Origin of the sequence: Limnohabitans sp. 2KL-1 (assembly GCF_003063435.1) — a bacterium.
GTDB lineage: Bacteria > Pseudomonadota > Gammaproteobacteria > Burkholderiales > Burkholderiaceae_C > Limnohabitans_A.
Map to the genome: position 1 here is coordinate 405,741 of NZ_NESL01000001.1, position 21,550 is coordinate 427,290.

Sequence of the window (21,550 nt, forward strand, 5' to 3'; positions counted from 1 at the left end):
AGCCCACCCGCTGACCGTGATAATCACCCCATGCGAATCCAATCCATGGCCGTTGTGGCCAGTCTGACCTTGGGCCTTGTCAGCACCGCTTGCAGCCCTGACCAAAATTGGCGGGAAGTCACGTTTGAACGCACTGCGCTGAAAGCCCAACTGCCCTGCAAACCCGACCGCACGTCCCGTACAGTGCCTTTGGGCGGCATGTCTGTGGATTTGCAAGTCGCAGGTTGTGAGAGCGGCTCAGCCATTGTGGCGGTGATGACAGCGCCATTGCAGTCGGGTGCCGACGCCAATGCCGTGATGGCCAGTTGGCAAAAAGCGACGCTCGACAATGCGCGCATTGCGCAACCCTTGGCCACAAATCCGCAGGTCTGGCATCGCCCTGGCCAATTGCCACTGGCATCGTCCATCCGGATTCAGGCCCAGGGCCTGCGGGCCAGCGGGGAGCCCGTGACGATGGACGCTGTCTGGGGGGCCATGCCCGATGGCGACCGCGTGCGCTTGGTTCATGCGGTGGTTTACGACCGAAAAATTCCGCCGGAGATGGCCAACACCTTGTTTGACGGGATCAAACCATGACCGCATCCCCTTTGCCCCACCCTGATCACTTGCCGCGGCGATTGGCTGTGGTGGTGTTTCTGGCCTTTGCGCTGGCTTATTTTTTCTCTGCTCTGGTGCGCGCCATCACCGCCACTTTGTCGCCTAACTTGATGACCGAGTTCAGTCTGAGCGCGCAAGATCTTGGGTTGCTGGCGGGGGGCTATTTTCTGGGCTTTTCCCTGACCCAATTGCCTCTGGGGCGTTGGCTGGATCAGCATGGCCCTAAAAAAGTCATCTTGGCCTTTTTGTCCGTGGCGGTGCTGGGCTGCTTGGCATTTTCCTGGGCTGACAGTTTTCATGGCCTGCTGGCCGCACGCGTGCTTTGTGGAATGGGTGTCAGCGCCTGCCTGATGGCCCCCTTGACCGGGTACCGTCGTTGGTTTGACGCCAGCACCCAGTTGCGCAGCAATTCGTGGATGCTGATGACCGGTTCCCTGGGCATGGTGGCGTCCACCTTGCCAGTGCAATGGCTCATGCCCATTTGGGGTTGGCGTGCGCTTTTTGTGATGTTGGGCGTGATGATCGCCGTGACCATGCTGCTGATCGCATGGGTGGTGCCGGTTTGGCAAAAATCCGCCATGAACGTGAGTCGCACACCCGTGCCGTTGGATGACGATGGCAGTTACCGTGAGATCTGGCGGAGTGCCTATTTTTGGCGAATGACGCCACTTGGTTTTTTCAGTTACGGCGGCATGGTGGCTATACAGACTTTGTGGGCAGGCCCCTGGATGACGCAGGTGGCGGGTTGGAGCGCCACAGAGGCGGCTACGGGCCTGTTCGTGATCAACTTGTGCATGTTGGTGAGCTTTTGGCTGTGGGGTTTGATCACTCCGGGACTTGCGCGCAAAGGGATACCGGTCGAAAGTTTGATGGCTTGGGGTTTGCCCCTGAGTTTCGTCGTGATCGCTGTGTTGGTCTGGATGGGGCCCGCGATAGGTTCCTTTGCTGCCCTGGGGGTGGCTTTGTTTTGCGTCACCAGTACCTTTGTGTCATTGGCCCAGCCTGCTGTGGGCATGGCCTTTGCGCCTCATTTGGCAGGACGCGCATTGTCTGCCTACAACCTGGTGGTGTTTGCAGGCATTTTCGTGGTGCAGTGGGGTATTGGCTTGTTGGTGGATGCCGGGCGTGGCATGGGACTGGAAAAGCCCGCAGCCTACCAAGCAGCCTTGGCGTGTTTTGGCGTTTGCTCATGTTTGTCGTGGGTGTATTTTCTTCTGAAAAAGCCAGTTCAGCCCTGATAATCAGACCCTCATGATTGGCATCCTCATCATCGCCCACGCCCCTCTGGCCAGCGCCTTGCGCGAATGCGCTTTGCACGTGTTTCCTGATTGCGCGGGCGGGGTGCTGGCGTTGGATGTGTTGCCATATGAGGCCCCAGAAGCCAGTCTGGCCAAAGCCCGTGAAGCGATCACGTCGTTGGCAACACCCGAAGTGTTGTTGCTCAGTGATGTATTTGGTGCCACCCCATGCAATGTGGCCCAACAACTCAATGATGGCGTGCAGACCCGGCTCGTGGCCGGTGCCAATTTGCCCATGCTGCTGCGCAGTGTGTGTTACCGACACGAAAGCCTTGAGGCACTGGCTCAGCGTGCCCAGGCAGGTGGCACCCAGGGCGTGATGCCTGTGGGCAGCACCGCCCCTCAAAATCAAACAGGAAAGAGACATGCCCCAAGCCACCACGACCATCAGCAATAAACTGGGCCTGCATGCCCGGGCCTCGGCCAAGCTGACCAAGCTGGCCGGCAGTTTTCCGTGTGAGGTCTGGATGAGCAAGGGCGAGCGCCGCATCAATGCCAAAAGCATCATGGGCGTGATGATGCTGGCGGCAGGCATTGGCAGCGAGGTGGTGCTCGAAACCGCAGGCGAGCGCGAGCAAGAGGCACTCGATGCGCTGCTGGCGCTGATTGCCGACAAATTTGGCGAAGGCGAATGAAGGTGTTGTTGGCGCAAAAACGACCGATGGAGCGCGTGCGATGACCTTCAGCATTCATGGTTTGGCGGTGGCCCGCGGTATTGCCATTGGCCGCGCCGTTCTGGTGGCCTCCAGCCGTGTTGATGTGGCGCACTATTTCATCAAGCCAGAACAGGTGCTTGCCGAGATCGAGCGCATGCGTGCCGCGCGGGATGCCGTGATCGACGAACTTCAGCGTTTGCAACGTGACATGCCCAAGGATGCGCCACACGAGTTGGCAGCCTTGCTGGATGTGCACCTGATGCTCTTGATGGACGAGGAGCTCAACGCCAGCGTGGCACATTGGATCAAGGATCGCCTGTACAACGCCGAATGGGCGCTGACCAGCCAGCTGGAGATCATTGCCCGTCAATTTGACGAGATGGACGACCCGTATCTGCGCGAGCGAAAGGCCGATGTAGAGCAGGTCGCAGAGCGTGTGCTCCAAAGCCTCAAGGGCACAGGTTCGCTGGTGGCCAAGGTCACTCGCCCCGTTCGGCCCCAGCAAGAGCTGCAACTGGGTGACACCGATGTGCCTTTGGTGTTGATCGCACACGATTTGTCGCCAGCCGACATGCTGCAGTTCAAGCAAAGCGTGTTCACCGGTTTCGTGACCGATGTGGGCGGCAAGACCTCGCACACCGCCATCGTGGCGCGCAGTCTGGACATTCCGGCGGTGGTGGGTGCACGCACCGCCAGCCAGTTGGTCAAGCAGGACGACTGGGTCATCATCGATGGTGACGCGGGCGTGATCATCGTCGATCCTTCTCCTATCATTTTGGCCGACTACGGCTTCAAACAACGCCAGGGTGACCTGGAGCGTGAACGGCTGGCCCGCCTGCGCCACACCCCGGCGCTCACGCTGGATGGTCAAAAAATCGAATTGTTGGCCAACATCGAGATGCCCGAAGACACCCAAGCCGCCATCACGGCCGGGGCGGTGGGCGTGGGCTTGTTCCGCAGTGAATTTCTGTTCATGGGCCGCCAGGGCGATTTGCCGGGCGAGGACGAGCAATACCAGGCCTATCGCCGTGCGGTGGACGGCATGAATGGTTTGCCAGTGACCATCCGCACGGTCGACGTGGGGGCGGACAAACCTTTGGATGAGGCGCGCCATGATGCCGCTCACCTGAACCCTGCTTTGGGTTTGCGTGCCATCCGCTGGAGTCTGGCCGACCCCGCCATGTTTTTGACGCAGTTGCGTGCCATTTTGCGTGCGGCCGCGCATGGCAAAGTCAATTTGTTGATTCCCATGCTGGCGCATGGCAGCGAGATTCGCCAAACCATGGCCTTGATCGAGCAGGCTCGCCAGGAGTTGGACCGACGGGGTGTGGCGCATGGCCCGGTCCGTCTGGGGGCCATGATCGAGATCCCGGCTGCAGCCCTGTCCTTGCGTCTGTTTCTCAAGTATTTTGATTTTTTATCGATCGGCACCAACGACCTGATCCAGTACACCTTGGCGATCGACCGGGCCGACGAATCGGTGGCGCATTTGTACGACCCGCTGCACCCCGCAGTGCTGCACCTGATTGCCGACACCATTGCCGAGTGCGATCGGCAAGGCAAAGGCGTGTCGGTGTGTGGCGAGATGGCGGGCGACGTGACCATGACCCGCTTGCTGCTGGGTCTGGGTTTGCGCAGTTTTTCGATGCACCCGTCGCAAATCCTGTCGGTCAAGCACCAGGTGCTGCGCTCAGACACCGGCAAGTTGGCGCTTTGGGCCGATCAGGTGCTTGCCTCGGATGACCCCGTCAGCCTGATGCCGCGCTGAGGGCACACCAGCGCCATACTTGGTCGTGTCCGTTGCCTCGGCCCGTCAGGGCTGTCTTTGATAACTAAAATACGCTTACAAAGACACTCATTTGGGCATTTGGCCTTGAGACCCTATGAAAAAACCGCCGGTCAGAGGCCGAACTGCACAGCCTTCGGGCATGCTGGCCAAATTGCTGAGGCAAGCTGCAACCCCGCCGACGCGTGTGGCCCCTACGCTGGCGCAAGCGCAGTCCCTGTATGAAGCTGTTGTGGCTTTGTACCATCGGGCCGAGTGGGATCAGGCTGAGCGGCAAGCCGATGCCTTGCTGGCCCTGCCGGGCCTGCATCCCGCGCATGAAGTGGCTGCGCTCAACCTCAAGGCCACGCTGGCCGCACGCACACACCGGCTGGAGCTGGCGGTGTCGCTTTACCAAGCCATCCTGAAGCGCCAGCCTGCGCATGTAGAGGCTTTGTCCAATTTGGGGCTGGCGCTTCAAAAACTCAACCGGCACGAAGAAGCGCTGGGTTTTCTGACGCAGGCCCTGACGCACCGGCCCGGCCATGCCAATTCACAGCTCAATCTGGGCCTGACTTATCAGTCGCTGGGGCGGCACGACGAAGCGCTTGCGGCCTATCAGCGCACGCTGGCCATCGAACCGGGCCATGTGCAAGCCAAGTTCAACATGGCCAAGATGCTGCAAGACACGTTCGATTTTGAAGCCGCCAGCCAAGCGTACCAATCGGCACTTGACATGGATCCCCTCCATGCCGACTCGCTGGCCAATCTGATTTTTGTGCAGCATTACCGTTACCCACCCAATGAAGTGGCCCAGCAAGCCTTGATTCGGCGTGTGGGAGAACTGAACCCGTTGCGCCCCGAATGGCCGCGCCGCGCGGTTGATCAAAAACCTTTGCGTGTCGGCTTTGTCTCGGCCGACTTGCGCAAGCACCCCGTGGGTTTCTTTTTGCGCGATGTGCTGCTGGCGCTGGCGTCCACAGCCGTGGCGTCGGGTGAACTGACGCTGCTGGCCTATGCCAACCACGCGCTGGCCGATGAACTCACGCAGGAGCTTGTGCCCGCCTTTGCCGCATGGCATACGGTGGATCTGTGGAACGACGCTCGGCTGGATGCTCAGATCCGCAGCGACGGGATCGACATTTTGGTGGATCTGTCAGGCCGGACGGCGGGCAACCGCCTGCCGGTGTTTGCCGGCAAACCTGCACCGCTGCAGGTCAGCTGGCTGGGTTACTTTGCCACCACAGGGCTGCCGCAGATGGACGCGATCCTGGCCGATCCTGTCTGCGTGCCCGCAGGCGAAGAATCGCTTTACGTGGAAAAAGTGGTGCGCTTGCCGCACACGCGTTTGTGCATGAGCCCACCCATGGTGGCAGAACAGCCTGCCCCGCCCCCCGTGCTGAAAAAAGGCTTCATCACCTTCGGTTGTTTTCAGACGCTGCCCAAGATCAACCAGGGTGTATTGGCGGCGTGGGCGCAGATTCTGCATGCTTGCCCGCAAGCCCGGTTGCGTCTGCAAGCGCCGCAGTTCAGCGACGAAGGGCAACGCGCACGGTTCGCCGGGCGCTTGCAGGCGGAGGGCATCGACCAGGTCCGAGTGGACCTTCTGGGGCCCGTCAGCCGCGAGCAGTATTTCGCCTGTTACAGCGAGGTGGACATTCTGCTCGACACCTTCCCCTATCCCGGCGGAACCACCACGGCCGAAGCCCTGTGGATGGGGGTGCCTACCCTCACGTTGGCGTTGCCTGGCATGCTGGGGCGGCAAGGCCAGTCCATGCTGGCGAACATGGGGCTGCACAACTGGATCAGCCACAGCGAAGCCGACTATGTGCAACAGGCCGTGGCTTGGGGGCAGAGTGGCACAGACGTGTGCGACAAGTTGCAAGGCTTGCGACGCTCATTGCGTGCACAGGCGGCGCAATCGCCCTTGTTCGATGCGTCCCGGTTTGCCAGGGACTGGTGGTCAGCCCTGCAGGGCCTTTGGCGCGAAAAAATGGCCTGATACGCCGCCGGGCGGTGTGCCCGTATGGGTTCAGGCTTGAGCGATTTTGTCTTGCGTGCGGGTGTCGAAATCGCTGGCATCGTGCCGTTCATGCAACTGTGTCTCTGGCGGACCGATGACCCGGTTGACCATGCGCCCGCGTTGAACTGCAGGTCGTTTGGCCAGTTCATCGGCCCAGCGGTTCACATGCTCGTACTCGTGTACCTGGAGGAATTCACCGGCTTCGTACAGGGTGCCCTTGGCCATGCCGCCGTACCAGGGCCAGATGGCGATGTCGGCGATGGTGTAATCGTCGCCTGCGATGAAGCGGCTTTCTGCCAAACGCCGGTTCAGCACATCCATTTCTCGTTTGACTTCCATGGCAAAACGGTCGATGGCGTATTCGATTTTCACCGGCGCGTAGGCATAGAAATGCCCAAAGCCGCCACCCAGATAAGGTGCGCTGCCCATTTGCCAGAACAGCCATGACAGGCACTCTGCACGACGCGCCGGATCGGTGGGCACCAAGGCGCCAAACTTCTCCGCCAGGTACAACAGGATGGACCCCGACTCGAACACCCGGATCGGTTTTTCACTGCTGCAATCGAGCAGAGCCGGGATCTTGGAGTTCGGGTTGACCGCTACAAAGCCACTGCTGAACTGTTGACCTTCCTGAATGCGGATCAACCAGGCATCGTATTCAGCGCCCGCATGCTCCAGGGCCAGCAACTCTTCGAGCATGATGGTGACCTTGACGCCGTTGGGCGTGCCCAGCGAGTACAGCTGCAGGGGATGCTTGCCGCGTGGCAGTTCCTGCTCGTGCGTGGGGCCGGCAATGGGGCGGTTGATGTTGGCGAAACGCCCACCGTTGGCCTTGTTCCAGGTCCAGATTTTGGGCGGGCTGTAAGGGCTGGAATCGGTCATGACGGCCTTGAGTGAAGACGGTGGGGCGATGGGTTGGGTCAGGAATTCTCTGCCAGGCTCAGATGTGCCGAATGCGCTTGCTGGTCAGCGTGGTAGCTGCTGCGCACCATTGCACCGACGGCGGCGTGCGAAAAACCCATTTCGTAGGCCTTGGCCTCGAACATCTTGAAGGTGTCGGGGTGCACGTAGCGGCGCACGGGCAGGTGGCTGTTGCTGGGGGCGAGGTATTGGCCAATGGTGAGCATCTCGATGTTGTGGGCGCGCATGTCGCGCATGACGTCCAGAATCTCTTCGTCGGTTTCGCCCAGGCCGACCATCAGGCCGCTCTTGGTCGGGACATTTGGGAAAAGGGCCTTGAATTTTTTGAGCAGGTTCAGCGAGAACTGGTAGTCCGAGCCGGGCCGTGCTTCTTTGTACAGACGCGGCACGGTTTCCATGTTGTGGTTCATCACGTCAGGCGGTGCCGCTTTCAAAATTTCCAGGGCGCGGTCGTCGCGGCCCCGGAAGTCGGGCACCAGCACTTCGATTTGGGTGGTGGGCGAGAGTTCGCGGGTCTTGCGGATGCATTCGACAAAATGCCCAGCACCGCCGTCACGCAAATCGTCGCGGTCCACGCTGGTGATGACCACATATTTCAGTTTGAGTTGCGCGATGGTCTTGGCCAGGTTGTCGGGTTCGTTCACATCGAGCGGGTCTGGGCGGCCATGGCCGACGTCGCAAAATGGGCAGCGGCGTGTGCACTTGTCGCCCATGATCATGAAGGTGGCCGTGCCCTTGCCAAAACATTCGCCGATGTTGGGGCAGCTGGCTTCTTCGCACACGGTCACCAGTTTGTTGGCGCGCAACACGTCCTTGATTTCGTAAAAACGGGTGGTGGGCGAGCCCGCTTTCACGCGGATCCAGTCGGGTTTTTTGAGCACTTCGCCCGCTTCAACCTTGACCGGGATGCGCGAGAGTTTGGCCGCGGCTTTTTGCTTGGCCATGGGGTCGTAGTTTTCAACGCTTTGGGCTTCGCGGACCACGTTGCGTTCGGTGGGAGTGTTGCTCATGCTGTTCTTTCAGTCACTGCCTCCGCATTGCATGCGCAGGCAGGGGTTCATAAACGGGCGGCCAGTTGCTGGGCCAGCACCTGGGCGGCTTCGTTCCAGGTGGCTTCTACCCCGATTGTAGAAAGGTCCACGGTTTTCAGACCCGCATAGCCGCAGGGGTTGATGCGTTCAAAGGGCTCCAGGTCCATCGCCACATTGAGTGCGGCACCGTGGTAAGTGCAGTGTCGGCTGACCTTGATGCCCAAAGCGCTGATCTTGCCCAGGCCTTTGAAGGGGTCATGGGCAGGTGCCGGCCCCACCAGCGCCGCATGGCTGAAGGGGTCGTCTAGGCGCACATAAATGCCAGGTGCACCCGCCACCCGGTGGCCTGTGACGCCGAAGTGGGCCAGGGTTCGGATGACGGCTTCTTCGAGCTTGAAAACGTATTCCTTGACGTAGTAACCGGCGCGCTGCAGGTTGACCAAGGGGTAGGCCATGACCTGACCGGGTCCGTGGTAGGTGACCTGTCCGCCCCGGTTGGTCTGGACCACCGGAATGTCGCCCGGCATCAAGAGGTGCGAGGCCTGGCCCGCCAGCCCTTGGGTGAACACGGGCGGGTGTTCGCACAGCCACAGCGCGTCGGGTGTCTCGTGCGTGCGAGCGGCCGTGAAGGCCTGCATGGCCTCGTAGGTGGGCAGGTAGTCCACCCGTCCGAGCAACCGGAGGTCCATGCTCAAAGCACGATTTTGACCATCGGGTGCGAGGTCAGGGCCCGGTACAGGTCGTCAAGTTGCTCGCGGCTGGTGGCGGTGATGCTGAGCGTCACGCCCAGGTAGTTGCCGCCTTTGCTGGGCCGCAGCTCGATGGTGCTGGCGTCAAAGCCGGGGTCGAATTGCAGGGCGACCTGGCACATGGCCTCGGCAAAGCCGTCGACCATGGCACCCATGACCTTGATCGGAAAAACCGAAGGGTACGCGATCAAGGTGTCTTTGCGCGGGTCGATGCCGTTGGGTGGGGTGATGGAAGCGCTCATGAAATGTTCCGTTGGGCTTGCAAGCTTAACGCCAGACGACGACGGCCAACACCGCCAGCCAGCCCAGTCCGAAATTGGTCACCACCAACGGGTGAATCTGCGCCAGGGCTCGGCCCGCTGCAGGCCAGTCCGAGACCGCAACGGCCGCTTTCAGCCGACGAAACGGTGCGAACCAGATGTGCGCAAAAATGAAGCACATGAGCAAACCCAAGCCCGACATGGCGTGCCAGCCTTTGGGGGCGAGCCCCATATCGGTCATTGACAACATCCAGAAACCGCTGGCCAAAATCAGGGCAATGGAGCCCCAGACCATGGCAAAAAAGCGGGTCAAGACGCCGCACATCAGGGGTAGCCGCTCGGGCGGTGTCATTCGGGTGATGACCACTGGGCGCAATGCCAAAATGACCAGGGCCATGCCGCCGAGCCAAACGATGCCCGCAGCCAAGTGGAAAAATTTAAACCATTCGTACATGTATCAACCGTTCTCAGCGGGAAAAGGAAATGCCATGCGGGCATTGCAAAACGCATTGTCGCTGTTGGCATCCGCCGGATTCGGCGGCTAACCATCGTATCTGGATCAAAAAAAGTGGGGACGCACGGGTTTCTACGTATAATCAGAGGCTTTGCAGTATTCGACGTGTACGTAACCCCGGTGTAATTTGAGATGACCAAAATCGCCTCATGCCCGAAAACGGGTACTCCCAGTCACACGACCGATGCTGCAGATGAAGGTCTCGAACCCGATTTCAAGCCCCTGAGTGCCGATGAGGCGCAAGTCTGGCGACAACACAATCCACAGGTATCACCTTGGCGCGTGTTGCTCTTGCAGGTAGGGGTGGGGGCCATGCTGGCACTGCTCACGGGGCTGGTCACTGGCCAGTTTCATTTGGCTGCTTCGGTAGCGTGGGGTTCGGTGGCTGTGGTGGTTCCCGCTGTGGTGTTTGTCAGGGCTTTGAGCCGACAAATGCAGCGAACCCAACCGGGCTCTGCTTTGGTCGGGCTGTTTGTGTGGGAGTTGGTCAAGATTGTCTTGACTGTGGCGTTGCTTCTGGCGGCGCCCAAAGTGATTTCTGAGCTGAGCTGGCTTGCTTTGGTGGCCGGCTTCGTGGCGACGATGAAGGTGTACTGGCTGGCCATGGCGCTGGGCTGGATGCAACGGAAATCGAAACCGACTATTTTTTGAACTGATTGGTGATTTATGGCTGCTGAAAACGCTGGCGCACACGCCCCAACGGCTGGAGAGTACATCCAGCACCACTTGCAACACCTGCAAATGAATTTTTCATTTGAGGGCGTCAAGCAAAAAAGCATCGTTGATTTCAGTTTGTTTAATCTGGATTCGGTGGTCTTTTCGCTGGTTTTGGGTGTGATCGGCTGCATTGTCTTGTGGGCTGCGGCTCGCAAGGCTACTTCGGGTGTTCCCGGTCGTTTCCAGGCCGCTGTCGAAATCCTGTCCGAAATGGTCGAAAACCAGGCCAAAGGCGTGATTCACAACGCTAAAAGCCGCAAATTGATTTCCCCTCTGGCCCTGACCGTGTTCGTCTGGATTTTCCTGATGAACGCCATGGACATGTTGCCTGTGGACCTGATTCCTGCTGCATGGCATGCCGCGGGACCAGCCATGGGCTTCAAGGACTACATGCGTGTGGTGCCGACGGCCGACTTGTCCACCACATTGGGATTGTCTTGCTCTGTGCTGTTCATCTGTCTGGTCTACAACATCAAGATCAAAGGTCTGGGCGGCTGGGCGCACGAGTTGATTGCGGCGCCTTTCGGTGACCACTGGGCTCTGTATCCGATTAACTTCCTGATGCAGATGATTGAATATCTGGCCAAGACGGTTTCGCATGGCATGCGACTGTTTGGCAACATGTTTGCGGGTGAGTTGGTGTTCATGTTGATTGCCCTCATGGGTGGCGGCTGGGCATTGTCGGCAACTGGCGTCGGTCTGGCCATTGGTCATATCGTGGCAGGTACCGTGTGGACACTGTTCCACATCCTGGTCATCACCTTGCAAGCCTTCATCTTTATGATGTTGACGCTGATCTACACAGGTCAAGCGCACGACGCACATTGATGACACTTTTCTCTCGTTTTTTGTTTCTTTTTTCCACTAACTTTTAGGAGCTTCTCATGGAAAACATTCTCGGCCTGGTGGCATTGGCATGTGGTTTGATCGTTGGTCTGGGCGCTATCGGCGCTTCCATCGGTATCGCTTTGATGGGCGGCAAATTCCTCGAGTCTTCGGCTCGTCAGCCTGAGCTGATGAACGAACTGCAGACCAAGATGTTCATCTTGGCTGGTCTGATCGACGCTGCGTTCCTGATCGGCGTGGCTATCGCTCTGCTGTTCGCCTTCGCCAACCCCTTCGTTCTGAAGTAATCCACGTACCTCTTCAACCCGAAGAAGGACTGAACCGTGAACATTAACGCAACTCTGTTCATTCAGATGGTCGTTTTTGCGATCCTGGTGTGGTTCACGATGAAATTCGTGTGGCCCCCGATCACAAAAGCGCTTGACGAACGGGCACTGAAAATCGCTGACGGCCTCGCTGCTGCAGACAAAGCCAAGTCCGAACTTGCCAACGCCAATGCGCGTGTCGAGTCCGAGCTGGCACAGTCGCGCAACGAGACGGCTTCGCGCCTGGCTGACGCCGAGCGCCGTGCAAATGGCATCGTTGACGAAGCCAAAGCACGTGCCACCGAAGAAGGCAACAAGATCATCGCCGCTGCAAAAGCTGAAGCTGAGCAGCAAGCTGTCAAGGTCCGCGAAGCCCTGCGTGAGCAGGTCGCAGCTTTGGCCGTCAAAGGCGCCGAGCAGATTCTCCGCAAGGAAGTCAACGCCGGTGTCCACGCTGATCTGCTGAGCCGCCTCAAGACCGAGCTGTAAAAAGCTCCAGCCAGAGAAGACCATGGCAGAACTTGCTACCATCGCCCGCCCTTATGCCGAAGCGCTGTTCAAGGCGCAGGCATCCGATCTCGCTGGCACGGCCACCTGGCTGGACGAACTGGCTGCTGTTGCCGACAACGCGCAACTGCAGCAGTTCATCGACAGTCCCAAAGTGTCCGATGAGCAGGCGTTTGAGCTGGTCTCCGGTGTTGTGCACACAGCACTGCCCGAGGCTGGCAAGAATTTCCTGCGCCTGGTGATCGAAAACCGTCGTCTCAGTGCGCTGCCTGTCGTTGCACAGCAGTACCGGGCCCTCATGAATGCGCAAGCTGGCACCGCAGACGCGGTGGTCTACAGCGCATTTCCCATCGACGCTTCGGCTTTGGCCGATTTGTCGTCCACACTCGAAAAACGCTTTGCGCGCAAGCTCAATGTGAGCGTCGAGCAAGATGCCGCCCTGATCGGTGGCATTCGTGTGGTGGTGGGTGACGAGGTACTCGATACCTCCGTCAAAGCCCGACTGGAACAAATGAAATCGGCCCTCACCGCTTGATGCGGATTGAGACCGGACATATTTAAAGAAAGAAGGAAAGAGTCATGCAACTCAATCCCGCAGAAATTTCTGAACTGATCAAGAGCAAGATCGAAGGGCTGTCCGCCAGCGCCGATATCCGCAACCAGGGCACCGTGGTTTCCGTGACCGACGGTATCGTTCGTGTGCACGGTTTGTCTGATGTGATGCAGGGCGAAATGCTCGAATTCCCATCCACAGCCGATGGTGCAGCCACTTACGGTTTGGCACTAAACCTCGAGCGTGACTCGGTCGGTGCTGTGATCTTGGGTGAGTACGAGCACATCTCCGAAGGCGACACTGTCAAGTGCACAGGCCGCATTCTGGAAGTGCCCGTGGGCCCTGAGCTGATTGGCCGTGTGGTGAACGCTCTGGGTCAGCCCATTGACGGCAAAGGCCCGATCAATGCCAAGATGACCGACGTGATCGAAAAAGTCGCTCCTGGCGTGATCGCACGTAAATCGGTTGACCAGCCGATGCAAACTGGCCTGAAGTCAATTGACTCCATGGTGCCCGTGGGCCGCGGTCAGCGCGAACTGATCATTGGCGACCGTCAGACCGGTAAAACCGCTGTCGCGATCGACGCCATCATCAACCAAAAAGGTCAGAACATGACCTGCGTTTACGTCGCGATTGGCCAAAAAGCCTCGTCGATCAAAAACGTGGTGCGCGCTCTGGAACAAGCTGGCGCGATGGAATACACCATTGTGGTGGCCGCTTCCGCCTCCGAATCTGCTGCCATGCAGTACGTGTCCGCCTACTCCGGCTGCACGATGGGCGAATACTTCCGTGACCGTGGCGAAGATGCTTTGATCGTTTATGACGATCTGTCCAAGCAAGCTGTGGCTTACCGTCAAGTGTCGTTGCTGTTGCGCCGCCCACCAGGCCGCGAAGCTTACCCTGGCGACGTGTTCTATCTCCACAGCCGTTTGCTCGAACGAGCTGCCCGCGTGAACGCCGACTACGTCGAAGCCTTCACCAAAGGCGCCGTCAAAGGCAAAACAGGTTCCTTGACTGCCTTGCCAATCATTGAAACCCAAGCCGGTGACGTGTCTGCCTTCGTGCCCACCAACGTGATTTCGATCACCGACGGTCAGATCTTCTTGGAAACCTCGTTGTTCAACGCAGGTATCCGCCCTGCGATCAACGCCGGTATCTCGGTGTCGCGCGTGGGTAGCTCGGCTCAGACCAAGATCATCAAAGGCCAGTCCGGTGGTATCCGTACCGACTTGGCCCAGTACCGTGAATTGGCAGCTTTCGCCCAGTTCGCCTCCGATCTGGACGAGTCGACACGCAAGCAGCTGGACCGCGGTGCCCGCGTGACCGAATTGCTCAAGCAAGCCCAGTACAGCCCCCTGTCGATCAGCTTGATGGGTGCCAGCCTGTTCGCTGTGAACAAAGGCTTCATGGACGACATCGACGTCAAGAAAGTCCTGGCTTTCGAACACGGTCTGCACGCTTACCTCAAAGACAAGAGCGCAGCCCTGTTGGCCAAGATGGAAAGCTCACAAGCGCTGGACAAGGAAGCCGAGGCTGAATTGAACGCTGCTGTGGCCGCTTTCAAGAAAAGCTTTGCTTAATTTCTACCTGATCAAAAGGAGCCGCTGATGGCATCGGGCAAGGAACTACGCACCAAGATCAAATCGGTGGAAAACACCAAGAAGATCACCAAGGCCATGGAGATGATTTCCGTCTCCAAAATGCGCAAGGCGCAGGAGCGTATGCGCACGGCCCGGCCTTACAGCGAGAAGATTCGCACCATTGCGACTCATCTCGGGCAGGCCAATCCTGAGTACGTGCACGCCTTCATGAAGCAAAACGACGGCAAGTCCGTCGGCTTCATTGTGGTGACCACGGACAAAGGTTTGTGCGGTGGCTTGAACACCAACCTGCTGCGCGCCGTGACAGGTAAATTGCGTGAAACACAAGCTGAAGGCAAGACGCCTCTGGCAGTGGCCATTGGCGGCAAAGGTTTGGGTTTCCTGAACCGCGTCAATGCCAAAGTGGTGGCGCATGTGACCCATCTGGGCGACAAGCCTCATCTGGACAAGCTGATCGGCCCCGTCAAGGTGCTGCTCGATGCTTATGCCGCAGGTGAGGTGAGCGCTGTGTACCTGTGCTACAACAAGTTTGTCAGCACCATGGCACAAGTGCCGACCATCGACCAATTGTTGCCCTTGTCTTCTTCCAAAATGGAAGCAGAGACCAAGGCTGCGGGTGGTGTGGCGCACGGATGGGATTACATCTATGAGCCCGATGCACAGTCGGTCATCGATGACTTGTTGATCCGTTACGCAGAAGCGCTGGCTTACCAAGCTGTGGCTGAAAACATGGCTTCGGAACACGCTGCGCGGATGGTGGCCATGAAGGCCGCAACAGACAACGCTGGCAATGTGATCGGCGAGCTCAAGCTGGTCTACAACAAGACCCGTCAAGCAGCCATCACCAAAGAACTGTCGGAAATCGTCTCTGGCGCAGCTGCGATCAGCGGTTGATTCCCAGTTCTGCAAATTCAAATTATTTGGAGCGAAAAATGCAAGCCCAAGGAAAAATTGTTCAGTGTATTGGCGCTGTGGTCGACGTGGAATTCCCGCGCAACCAGATGCCCAAGGTTTATGACGCACTCAAAATGGAAGGCTCCGCGCTGACCCTGGAAGTGCAGCAGCAACTCGGCGACGGCATCGTGCGCACCATTGCGCTCGGTTCTTCCGACGGCTTGCGCCGTGGTCTGATCGTGTCCAACACCGGCAAGGCGATCACCGTGCCCGTGGGCAAGGCCACACTGGGCCGCATCATGGACGTGTTGGGTGCGCCCATCGACGAACGTGGTCCTGTCAGCCAGGAACTCACCGCCTCCATTCACCGCAAAGCCCCTGCTTACGACGAACTGAGCCCTTCACAAGAACTGCTGGAAACCGGCATCAAGGTGATTGACTTGGTTTGCCCGTTCGCCAAAGGCGGTAAGGTCGGCCTGTTCGGTGGTGCCGGTGTGGGCAAAACCGTGAACATGATGGAACTCATCAACAACATCGCCAAAGCGCACAGCGGTCTGTCCGTGTTCGCTGGTGTGGGTGAACGTACCCGTGAAGGTAACGACTTCTACCACGAGATGGCCGACTCCGGCGTCGTGAACCTTGAGAACCTGCCTGAGTCCAAAGTGGCCATGGTGTACGGTCAGATGAACGAGCCACCAGGCAACCGTCTGCGCGTCGCCTTGACCGGTCTGACCATCGCCGAATCCTTCCGTGACGAAGGCAAAGACGTGTTGTTCTTCGTGGACAACATCTACCGCTACACACTGGCCGGTACCGAAGTGTCCGCCTTGTTGGGCCGTATGCCTTCCGCTGTGGGTTACCAGCCTACGCTGGCCGAAGAAATGGGCCGTTTGCAAGAACGTATCACGTCGACCAAAGTCGGTTCGATCACATCGATTCAGGCCGTTTACGTGCCAGCCGATGACTTGACCGACCCATCGCCAGCGACCACCTTCGCTCACTTGGACTCCACCGTCGTGTTGTCCCGTGACATCGCATCGCTGGGTATCTACCCTGCGGTCGATCCACTGGACTCCACCAGCCGTCAGCTGGACCCGCTTGTTGTTGGTCAAGATCACTACGAAACAGCCCGTGCTGTGCAAGGCACCTTGCAGCGTTACCGTGAACTGCGCGACATCATCGCGATCATGGGTATGGACGACTTGGCACCTGAAGACAAGCTGGCCGTGGCCCGTGCCCGCAAGATCCAGCGTTTCCTGTCGCAGCCATTCCACGTTGCTGAAGTGTTCACCGGCTCCCCCGGCAAATACGTCACATTGGCCGAAACCATCCGTGGTTTCAAGATGATTGTGGCTGGCGAGTGCGATCATCTGCCAGAGCAAGCCTTCTACATGGTCGGTACCATCGACGAAGCTTTCGAAAAGGCCAAAAAGGCAGCTTAAAGCAACGCATCGGGGTGGCTGATCCAGTCTCCCCGTAGCCCGCTTGAACGCACCTTTTTAAGGAGTAATCATGAACACCATCCACGTTGATGTGGTCAGTGCCGAAGAGTCCATCTACTCGGGCGAAGCCCGGTTTGTGGCCTTGCCCGGCGAGTCTGGCGAACTGGGTATCTACCCACGCCACACCCCCCTGATCACCCGCATCAAAGCCGGGTCGGTTCGCATTGAGAAGGCTGACGGCGGCGAAGAATTCGTTTTCGTGGCCGGTGGCATTCTGGAAGTGCAGCCCGACTGCGTGACCGTGCTGTCTGACACCGCGATCCGCGGCAAAGACCTCGACGAAGAGAAGGCCAATGCGGCCAAGCAAGCAGCTGAAGAAGCCTTGCGCAACGCCAAAAGCGAAATCGATCTGGCCCGTGCGCAGTCTGAGTTGGCTGTTTTGGCTGCCCAGCTATCGGCATTGCGCAAATTTCGCAAGAAATAAGCTGCAAATGACGTTGTTGAGGCCTTCTGGCATCAACAAAGTGAACCCGGTTCGCGAAGGTGAGCCGGGTTTTTTTTCTGGTCCGTATAACAGCGCACAGGCCAGGACAAAGTAAAAACGGCAAAATGGTCAGTGACATTCAATAGCCACCATCAGGAAACATGAAACGTGCCAAATTGCATGCAGCTGTCGTCGGAGGAACCCCCGACGATGTTGAGCAAGCCTTTTACGAGGCATTGCAAAATGCTGACATCCAACAGTTGATGGCGTGTTGGGCCGAGGAGGACGATATCGTTTGCGTGCATCCGGGCGGCCCTCGAATGATCGGCGCGGGTGCGATACGTGCCGTTTTTGAAGGCATGTTCCAAAATGGCAGTGTGCAAGCCCATCCAGAGCGGATTCACAAAGTGCAATCCTTGGCCAGTGCTCTGCACCACTTGATCGAGCGAGTTGAGGTCATCACCCCCCAAGGGGCCCGTTTGGCTTACGTCATTGTGACCAACGTTTATCACAAGACACCACAAGGCTGGCGCATGGTCTCGCATCACGCCAGTCCAGGCACGCCCAACGACCTGGATGACATGGGGTCCAAGCCTACAGTGCTTCATTGACCGGGTTATGCAATATTGCGCACCTGCATGGCTGCCTGGGGGGCACGCTCAAACCATTTGGGCGGCACTGTATGCACGTCGTCGGCTAGGTGTATCGACGCCTTTTCAACGTGAGCGATGGACCACACCAGACGGAGATTTTGTGGATGTGGACAGGCAATTGGCCAGCCAAGTGGATCGCCCTTTGTTGGTTTTGTTTCATGGTCTGGAGGGCTCTTCGCAAAGCCACTATGCACAGGCCTTCGCTGACTGGGCTGTCATTCACGATGTGCACTTTGCCGTGCCGCATTTCCGAGGGTGCAGTGGTGAATTGAACCATGCGCCACGTGCAAACCACTCGGGGGATCACCAGGAAATTGACTGGTTACTGCAAAACTTGGCAGAACAGCACCGAGCATCAGGCGGCAAAGGCTTGGTGGCCACGGGAATTTCTTTAGGTGGCAATGCCCTGATGCGCTGGGCTGCAGAGCGCGGTGACAGCGCGGCTCACAGCGCAGATGCCGTCGCGTCGATTTGCTCTCCACTGGACTTGATGCAAAGCGGTCAGGCCATTGGCCAAGGCTTTAATCGGCAGGTTTACACGCGCATGTTTTTGCGCACCATGAAACGCAAGGCGTTAGCCAAGTTGGCGCAGTACCCTGGGTTGTTTGACCGACAAGCCTTGTTGGCAGCGCGTGATTTGTATGAATTTGACAATGTGTTCACTGCGCCACTGCACGGCTTTGAAAGTACAGAGGATTACTGGACGAGGGCGTCGGCCAAACCCTTGATGAGCGAGATACGCATACCCGCTTTGGCTGTGAATGCACTCAATGATCCTTTTATACCGGCCAGCAGCCTTCCACAAAAAGCGGATATCTCCGCCATGGTGACATTGTGGCAACCAGCCCACGGAGGTCATGTTGGGTTTCCGGAGGGAAGCTGGCCCGGTCATGTGTGTGGTCTACCCGAAAGGGTCGGCCGCTGGTTGCTTACTGCAGCTGGCCTGAGTTTGAAAAAAACGGAGAAATCTGATGGATGACCTTGTTCGTCAAGCGATGGCGAAATGGCCGCATGTACCCGATTGTTATGGCTGGCTGGGCTTGGGCAATCGCGGCCAGTGGTACATGCGCGATGACGGCGTTCAGAGCTTGGGGCTTTTTCAGAGTCAGAATTCAGGTGTGAAAGGTTCTGTCCTGAGGCATGAAAAACTCATCGAGTTCATTCACCGCAATTACGCGGCAGATCATCAAGGGCAGTGGTACTTCCAGAATGGACCACAGCGGGTGTATGTGGAGCTGGAGTCAACCCCTTACATTTGGCGGCTCGACGCTGCCTTTGTGCCTGTTGCGCAAACAGGTCATGCGTCGCAAGTGCTGACGTGTTTGATGGATGAAAATGGGTGCGTTTATCTCAATACGAAGATGGGCTTCGGACTTGTACACACCTTGGATGTGGGCTGTGTGGCTGAGGCACTGGAACAATCTCTGTGGCCCATAGAAGACTGTTTTGCAAAAGATTTACCTCGTCGTTTCGGCTACGTGATCAGTCCACAACAGGGCATGCAAGAAGATCCAGGCGTAAAAAAACCGACCTGATAGGAGGTCGGTTTTTTGATGCCGACGGTTTATTTTTTCTCGGCTTCAGCGGCGGCTGGTGCTTTGGGTTCATCAAACTTGGCACCCGCATTGTTGGCCATGTAAACCACAGCGCGCGCAATTTCAATATCATTGAAATCGCCGCCGCCCTGAGCACCCATAGCGCCTTTGCCTTTGAGTGCCGAAGTGGACAACACCTCCAGGCCCTGCTTGATCCGAGCACTCCATGCGGCGGTATCGGAAAACTTGGGAGCGCCAGCTGCACCCGCTGCGTGACAAGCTGCGCATTGCGCCTTGTAAACCTCTTCACCCGCTTTCAAAGGACGATTGGCATCGCGGATTTCGACCATGCCTACTTTCTGAATGCGCTGAGCTGTGGATTTTTCGGTATCGACAGCGCCCGCAGCAGGTTTGTTGGCTGAAGTGACATAAAACACCAAGCCAATGATGATGAACACAGGAATGATGAAAGAGGCCAAACTCAGCAAAAGCATTTGCTTGGGGGTTTTGACGGGGCCTGTGTGGGCTTCGTGTTGATCGTGGCTGTTGTCGCTCATGAAATCCTCTGTAGGGGCGTGGCCGCAAGGGCTGGTGTGTTGATCGAAATCAGCCTTTGATTATAGCGGCCCACCCTTCGGATAGCTTTCAAGCAGAGCTTGTGGGCGCGAAGCCGTGAGATAATCAAGACCGCTAATTGCCATGCGGCTGTAGCTCAGTGGATAGAGTATTGGCCTCCGAAGCCAAGGGTCGTGGGTTCGATCCCCGCCAGCCGCACCAAATTCAAACTCCCCAGATGATGGACGCCATCCAGGCGTGAGTTGTGTTGAGCATTGTCTTGGCCATTGCCCATGCGTCAGGATGGGTCAAAGCCCATCCCATGGCAGCGCAAATGGCGACCGTGGACAGGGGCAAAAAAACTTGCCAGCCGAATTTTTTGGAAGATGTCCTGCTGTTCGTTGCAGTGGTGACCGTCTCAGGCAACTCTGTTTGCAGTTCGGCACTGGGGGTGGCCAATCCCAAAGCAACCGGTTGTATGGGCAGGGCCTGTGACAGATGAACACCTGTCAAGGCGTCAAGCGACATCTCGTGGCGCTGCACAAAACTGGAGGCGCCGGGGCGCGGCAAGTGAACCACATTGGTACCTGATGGCGGCGCGTGATGACGCGCAGTCAGGCCGTTCCATTCGGTATTGAGCAAACGGGCGATGCGGCGCGCGGTTTGTTCGCGCAAGATGTCCGAATAAAAAAGTTCACCTTGGCCGGTTTCAATTTCGTACAACTGTGCCAAGGAAATACATGCTTGTGTGGCGAGCAACGAAGGATCAATGCCTTTGTCCAGGCGCAGTTGACGCAAGGCACCACCTTGGGGGTCTGAAGACGGCGTACTGCCGTGGCCCAAGTGCGCCATGGCACTGCGGTTAGAAGACATCAATGATTTGCGATGTCCAGGCTGCAGTTGTGATCGTTGCAGCGAAAAGGACTTCACCAAAACGGATGTGCTCAAATTCTGCATGATGCGATGACACCGGTCAGATACGCATGAAACCAGACCGAAGACAAAGGTCCGGGAACCAGTTGGATGGAAGATGCACTCCCAATGGGCATGCATGACGCCAGGCCCTTTTCTTCGGTCACCAAAACAACGGAAAGTGGAGAGTGCCCACGTTTATTGAAGTTCTCCAAGGCTTGAAATGTTTTTTCCTGATGCGTGCGAGGCATCGACATCTCCACCACGATCATGTCAGGTCGGTTGCTGGAGAGATCGAGCAAAGCTTCTGTGACAGAGTCGAAAAAAGTGACATCAATGGCCAGGTTCCATTGGCTGAAGTCTTTGCGAAAACCATCAATCCAGCCTGGTCGTTCGATCACCACGGTGACTCTGGGTTTGCTCGTAGTTTTGTTTTGGCGACTCACCGAGTGGCGTGAGACGTTTTGATAATCGACGATCGAGTCCAGCGAAATCCGGCGGTGGCCGCCACGCGTTTTCCAGCCTTTGAGTTCGCCTTGGTCAACCAGTGTTTGCACCAGCGTTGTGGATAAGCCCAGCATTCTTGCGGCTTCTGCCGTACTGAGAAATTGCGGTTGCACAACTTCGGTCTTGCGCTTGTTAAGCATCCGCGATTCCGATTCAGGCAAGATGCCTGGTAAAACGGTACGACCCTCGTCGATCATGAAAATTTGTTCATCACTCATGAGTGGC

At 57.7% G+C, this 21,550-nt stretch carries 26 protein-coding genes and 1 tRNA gene; 19 read left to right on the forward strand and 8 right to left on the reverse strand.

Annotated features, from left to right (window positions below; genetic code table 11):
- The first annotated feature begins 30 nt into the window (after nt 1-30).
- The 6 genes from B9Z47_RS01825 (at nt 31) to B9Z47_RS01850 (ending at nt 6,318) form a co-directional block, all read left to right on the forward strand.
- On the forward strand, nt 31-576 hold the full coding sequence (locus tag B9Z47_RS01825) for a hypothetical protein (RefSeq protein WP_108329530.1): 546 nt from the start codon (nt 31-33) through the stop codon (nt 574-576).
- The gene (locus tag B9Z47_RS01830; protein WP_108329531.1) at nt 573-1,835 is read left to right on the forward strand and encodes an MFS transporter; all 1,263 of its coding nucleotides are present in this window, start codon (nt 573-575) and stop codon (nt 1,833-1,835) included. Before B9Z47_RS01825 ends, B9Z47_RS01830 begins: the two co-directional genes overlap by 4 nt.
- 13 nt (nt 1,836-1,848) lie before the next feature.
- Nucleotides 1,849-2,292, forward strand: a complete 444-nt coding sequence (locus tag B9Z47_RS01835) for a PTS sugar transporter subunit IIA (RefSeq protein ID WP_108329532.1) — start codon at nt 1,849-1,851, stop codon at nt 2,290-2,292.
- Entirely contained in the window at nt 2,261-2,530 is a 270-nt protein-coding gene (locus B9Z47_RS01840) for an HPr family phosphocarrier protein (RefSeq protein WP_108329533.1), read from the forward strand. Before B9Z47_RS01835 ends, B9Z47_RS01840 begins: the two co-directional genes overlap by 32 nt.
- A 40-nt stretch (nt 2,531-2,570) precedes the next feature.
- A complete protein-coding gene (ptsP, locus tag B9Z47_RS01845) occupies nt 2,571-4,319 on the forward strand; it encodes a phosphoenolpyruvate--protein phosphotransferase (RefSeq protein ID WP_108329534.1) in 1,749 nt (582 codons plus the stop codon).
- A 115-nt stretch (nt 4,320-4,434) separates the two neighbouring features.
- Nucleotides 4,435-6,318, forward strand: a complete 1,884-nt coding sequence (locus B9Z47_RS01850) for a tetratricopeptide repeat protein (RefSeq protein WP_108329535.1) — start codon at nt 4,435-4,437, stop codon at nt 6,316-6,318.
- A gap of 30 nt (nt 6,319-6,348) precedes the next feature.
- Here the strand turns inward: B9Z47_RS01850 and yghU are convergent, their stop codons facing one another.
- Genes yghU through B9Z47_RS01875 form a run of 5 tightly spaced genes read right to left on the reverse strand, consistent with a single transcriptional unit; the run spans nt 6,349 to nt 9,754 of the window.
- The gene (yghU, locus tag B9Z47_RS01855) at nt 6,349-7,221 is read right to left on the reverse strand and encodes a glutathione-dependent disulfide-bond oxidoreductase (protein WP_108329536.1); all 873 of its coding nucleotides are present in this window, start codon (nt 7,219-7,221) and stop codon (nt 6,349-6,351) included.
- A gap of 38 nt (nt 7,222-7,259) precedes the next feature.
- On the reverse strand, nt 7,260-8,270 hold the full coding sequence (lipA, locus tag B9Z47_RS01860; RefSeq protein ID WP_108329537.1) for a lipoyl synthase: 1,011 nt from the start codon (nt 8,268-8,270) through the stop codon (nt 7,260-7,262).
- A 47-nt stretch (nt 8,271-8,317) separates the two neighbouring features.
- Nucleotides 8,318-8,980 (reverse strand): lipoyl(octanoyl) transferase LipB, encoded by a 663-nt coding sequence (gene lipB, locus B9Z47_RS01865; RefSeq protein WP_108329538.1) that lies wholly within the window; start codon nt 8,978-8,980, stop codon nt 8,318-8,320.
- 2 nt (nt 8,981-8,982) lie between these two features.
- Nucleotides 8,983-9,282: a DUF493 family protein gene (locus B9Z47_RS01870; protein ID WP_108329539.1), complete on the reverse strand. Its 300-nt coding sequence runs from the start codon at nt 9,280-9,282 to the stop codon at nt 8,983-8,985.
- Between the two features lie 25 nt (nt 9,283-9,307).
- Nucleotides 9,308-9,754, reverse strand: coding sequence for a CopD family protein (locus B9Z47_RS01875; protein WP_108329540.1), 447 nt, complete (start codon nt 9,752-9,754; stop codon nt 9,308-9,310).
- A gap of 192 nt (nt 9,755-9,946) precedes the next feature.
- Between B9Z47_RS01875 and B9Z47_RS01880 the strand changes: the two genes are divergently transcribed.
- From B9Z47_RS01880 to B9Z47_RS01935, 12 genes are all read left to right on the forward strand, one after another.
- Nucleotides 9,947-10,465, forward strand: a complete 519-nt coding sequence (locus B9Z47_RS01880; protein ID WP_108329541.1) for an ATP synthase subunit I — start codon at nt 9,947-9,949, stop codon at nt 10,463-10,465.
- Between the two features lie 15 nt (nt 10,466-10,480).
- Nucleotides 10,481-11,359 (forward strand): F0F1 ATP synthase subunit A, encoded by an 879-nt coding sequence (atpB, locus tag B9Z47_RS01885; RefSeq protein ID WP_108329542.1) that lies wholly within the window; start codon nt 10,481-10,483, stop codon nt 11,357-11,359.
- A 56-nt stretch (nt 11,360-11,415) separates the two neighbouring features.
- Complete coding sequence (gene atpE / locus B9Z47_RS01890; protein WP_019429175.1) at nt 11,416-11,664, forward strand: F0F1 ATP synthase subunit C; 249 nt, start codon at nt 11,416-11,418, stop codon at nt 11,662-11,664.
- Between the two features lie 36 nt (nt 11,665-11,700).
- On the forward strand, nt 11,701-12,171 hold the full coding sequence (locus B9Z47_RS01895) for a F0F1 ATP synthase subunit B (RefSeq protein WP_108329543.1): 471 nt from the start codon (nt 11,701-11,703) through the stop codon (nt 12,169-12,171).
- Between the two features lie 22 nt (nt 12,172-12,193).
- The gene (locus tag B9Z47_RS01900; protein ID WP_108329544.1) at nt 12,194-12,724 is read left to right on the forward strand and encodes a F0F1 ATP synthase subunit delta; all 531 of its coding nucleotides are present in this window, start codon (nt 12,194-12,196) and stop codon (nt 12,722-12,724) included.
- A 44-nt stretch (nt 12,725-12,768) separates the two neighbouring features.
- Nucleotides 12,769-14,322: a F0F1 ATP synthase subunit alpha gene (atpA, locus tag B9Z47_RS01905; RefSeq protein ID WP_108329545.1), complete on the forward strand. Its 1,554-nt coding sequence runs from the start codon at nt 12,769-12,771 to the stop codon at nt 14,320-14,322.
- A 27-nt stretch (nt 14,323-14,349) separates the two neighbouring features.
- Nucleotides 14,350-15,237: a F0F1 ATP synthase subunit gamma gene (gene atpG / locus B9Z47_RS01910; RefSeq protein ID WP_108329546.1), complete on the forward strand. Its 888-nt coding sequence runs from the start codon at nt 14,350-14,352 to the stop codon at nt 15,235-15,237.
- Between the two features lie 38 nt (nt 15,238-15,275).
- The gene (gene atpD, locus B9Z47_RS01915) at nt 15,276-16,679 is read left to right on the forward strand and encodes a F0F1 ATP synthase subunit beta (RefSeq protein ID WP_108285753.1); all 1,404 of its coding nucleotides are present in this window, start codon (nt 15,276-15,278) and stop codon (nt 16,677-16,679) included.
- Between the two features lie 70 nt (nt 16,680-16,749).
- Nucleotides 16,750-17,163, forward strand: coding sequence for a F0F1 ATP synthase subunit epsilon (locus B9Z47_RS01920; protein ID WP_108329547.1), 414 nt, complete (start codon nt 16,750-16,752; stop codon nt 17,161-17,163).
- A gap of 161 nt (nt 17,164-17,324) precedes the next feature.
- Nucleotides 17,325-17,774: a nuclear transport factor 2 family protein gene (locus B9Z47_RS01925; RefSeq protein WP_108329548.1), complete on the forward strand. Its 450-nt coding sequence runs from the start codon at nt 17,325-17,327 to the stop codon at nt 17,772-17,774.
- A 7-nt stretch (nt 17,775-17,781) separates the two neighbouring features.
- Nucleotides 17,782-18,795, forward strand: coding sequence for a YheT family hydrolase (locus tag B9Z47_RS01930; RefSeq protein WP_108329549.1), 1,014 nt, complete (start codon nt 17,782-17,784; stop codon nt 18,793-18,795).
- Nucleotides 18,788-19,351: a DUF2946 family protein gene (locus B9Z47_RS01935; protein WP_108329550.1), complete on the forward strand. Its 564-nt coding sequence runs from the start codon at nt 18,788-18,790 to the stop codon at nt 19,349-19,351. The genes B9Z47_RS01930 and B9Z47_RS01935 overlap by 8 nt, the downstream gene beginning before the upstream one ends.
- 29 nt (nt 19,352-19,380) lie before the next feature.
- On the opposite strand, the gene B9Z47_RS01940 is transcribed toward B9Z47_RS01935, so the two are convergent.
- Nucleotides 19,381-19,908 carry a cytochrome c5 family protein gene (locus B9Z47_RS01940; protein ID WP_108329551.1) on the reverse strand — a complete coding sequence of 176 codons (528 nt, stop codon included), beginning with the start codon at nt 19,906-19,908 and terminating at the stop codon, nt 19,381-19,383.
- A 144-nt stretch (nt 19,909-20,052) separates the two neighbouring features.
- Between B9Z47_RS01940 and B9Z47_RS01945 the strand changes: the two genes are divergently transcribed.
- Nucleotides 20,053-20,128, forward strand: a tRNA-Arg gene (locus B9Z47_RS01945).
- 3 nt (nt 20,129-20,131) lie between these two features.
- On the opposite strand, the gene B9Z47_RS01950 is transcribed toward B9Z47_RS01945, so the two are convergent.
- Nucleotides 20,132-20,779, reverse strand: a complete 648-nt coding sequence (locus B9Z47_RS01950) for a helix-turn-helix transcriptional regulator (RefSeq protein ID WP_146185741.1) — start codon at nt 20,777-20,779, stop codon at nt 20,132-20,134.
- 71 nt (nt 20,780-20,850) lie between these two features.
- Nucleotides 20,851-21,543, reverse strand: coding sequence for a helix-turn-helix domain-containing protein (locus B9Z47_RS01955; RefSeq protein WP_108329553.1), 693 nt, complete (start codon nt 21,541-21,543; stop codon nt 20,851-20,853).
- Nucleotides 21,544-21,550 lie beyond the last annotated feature (7 nt).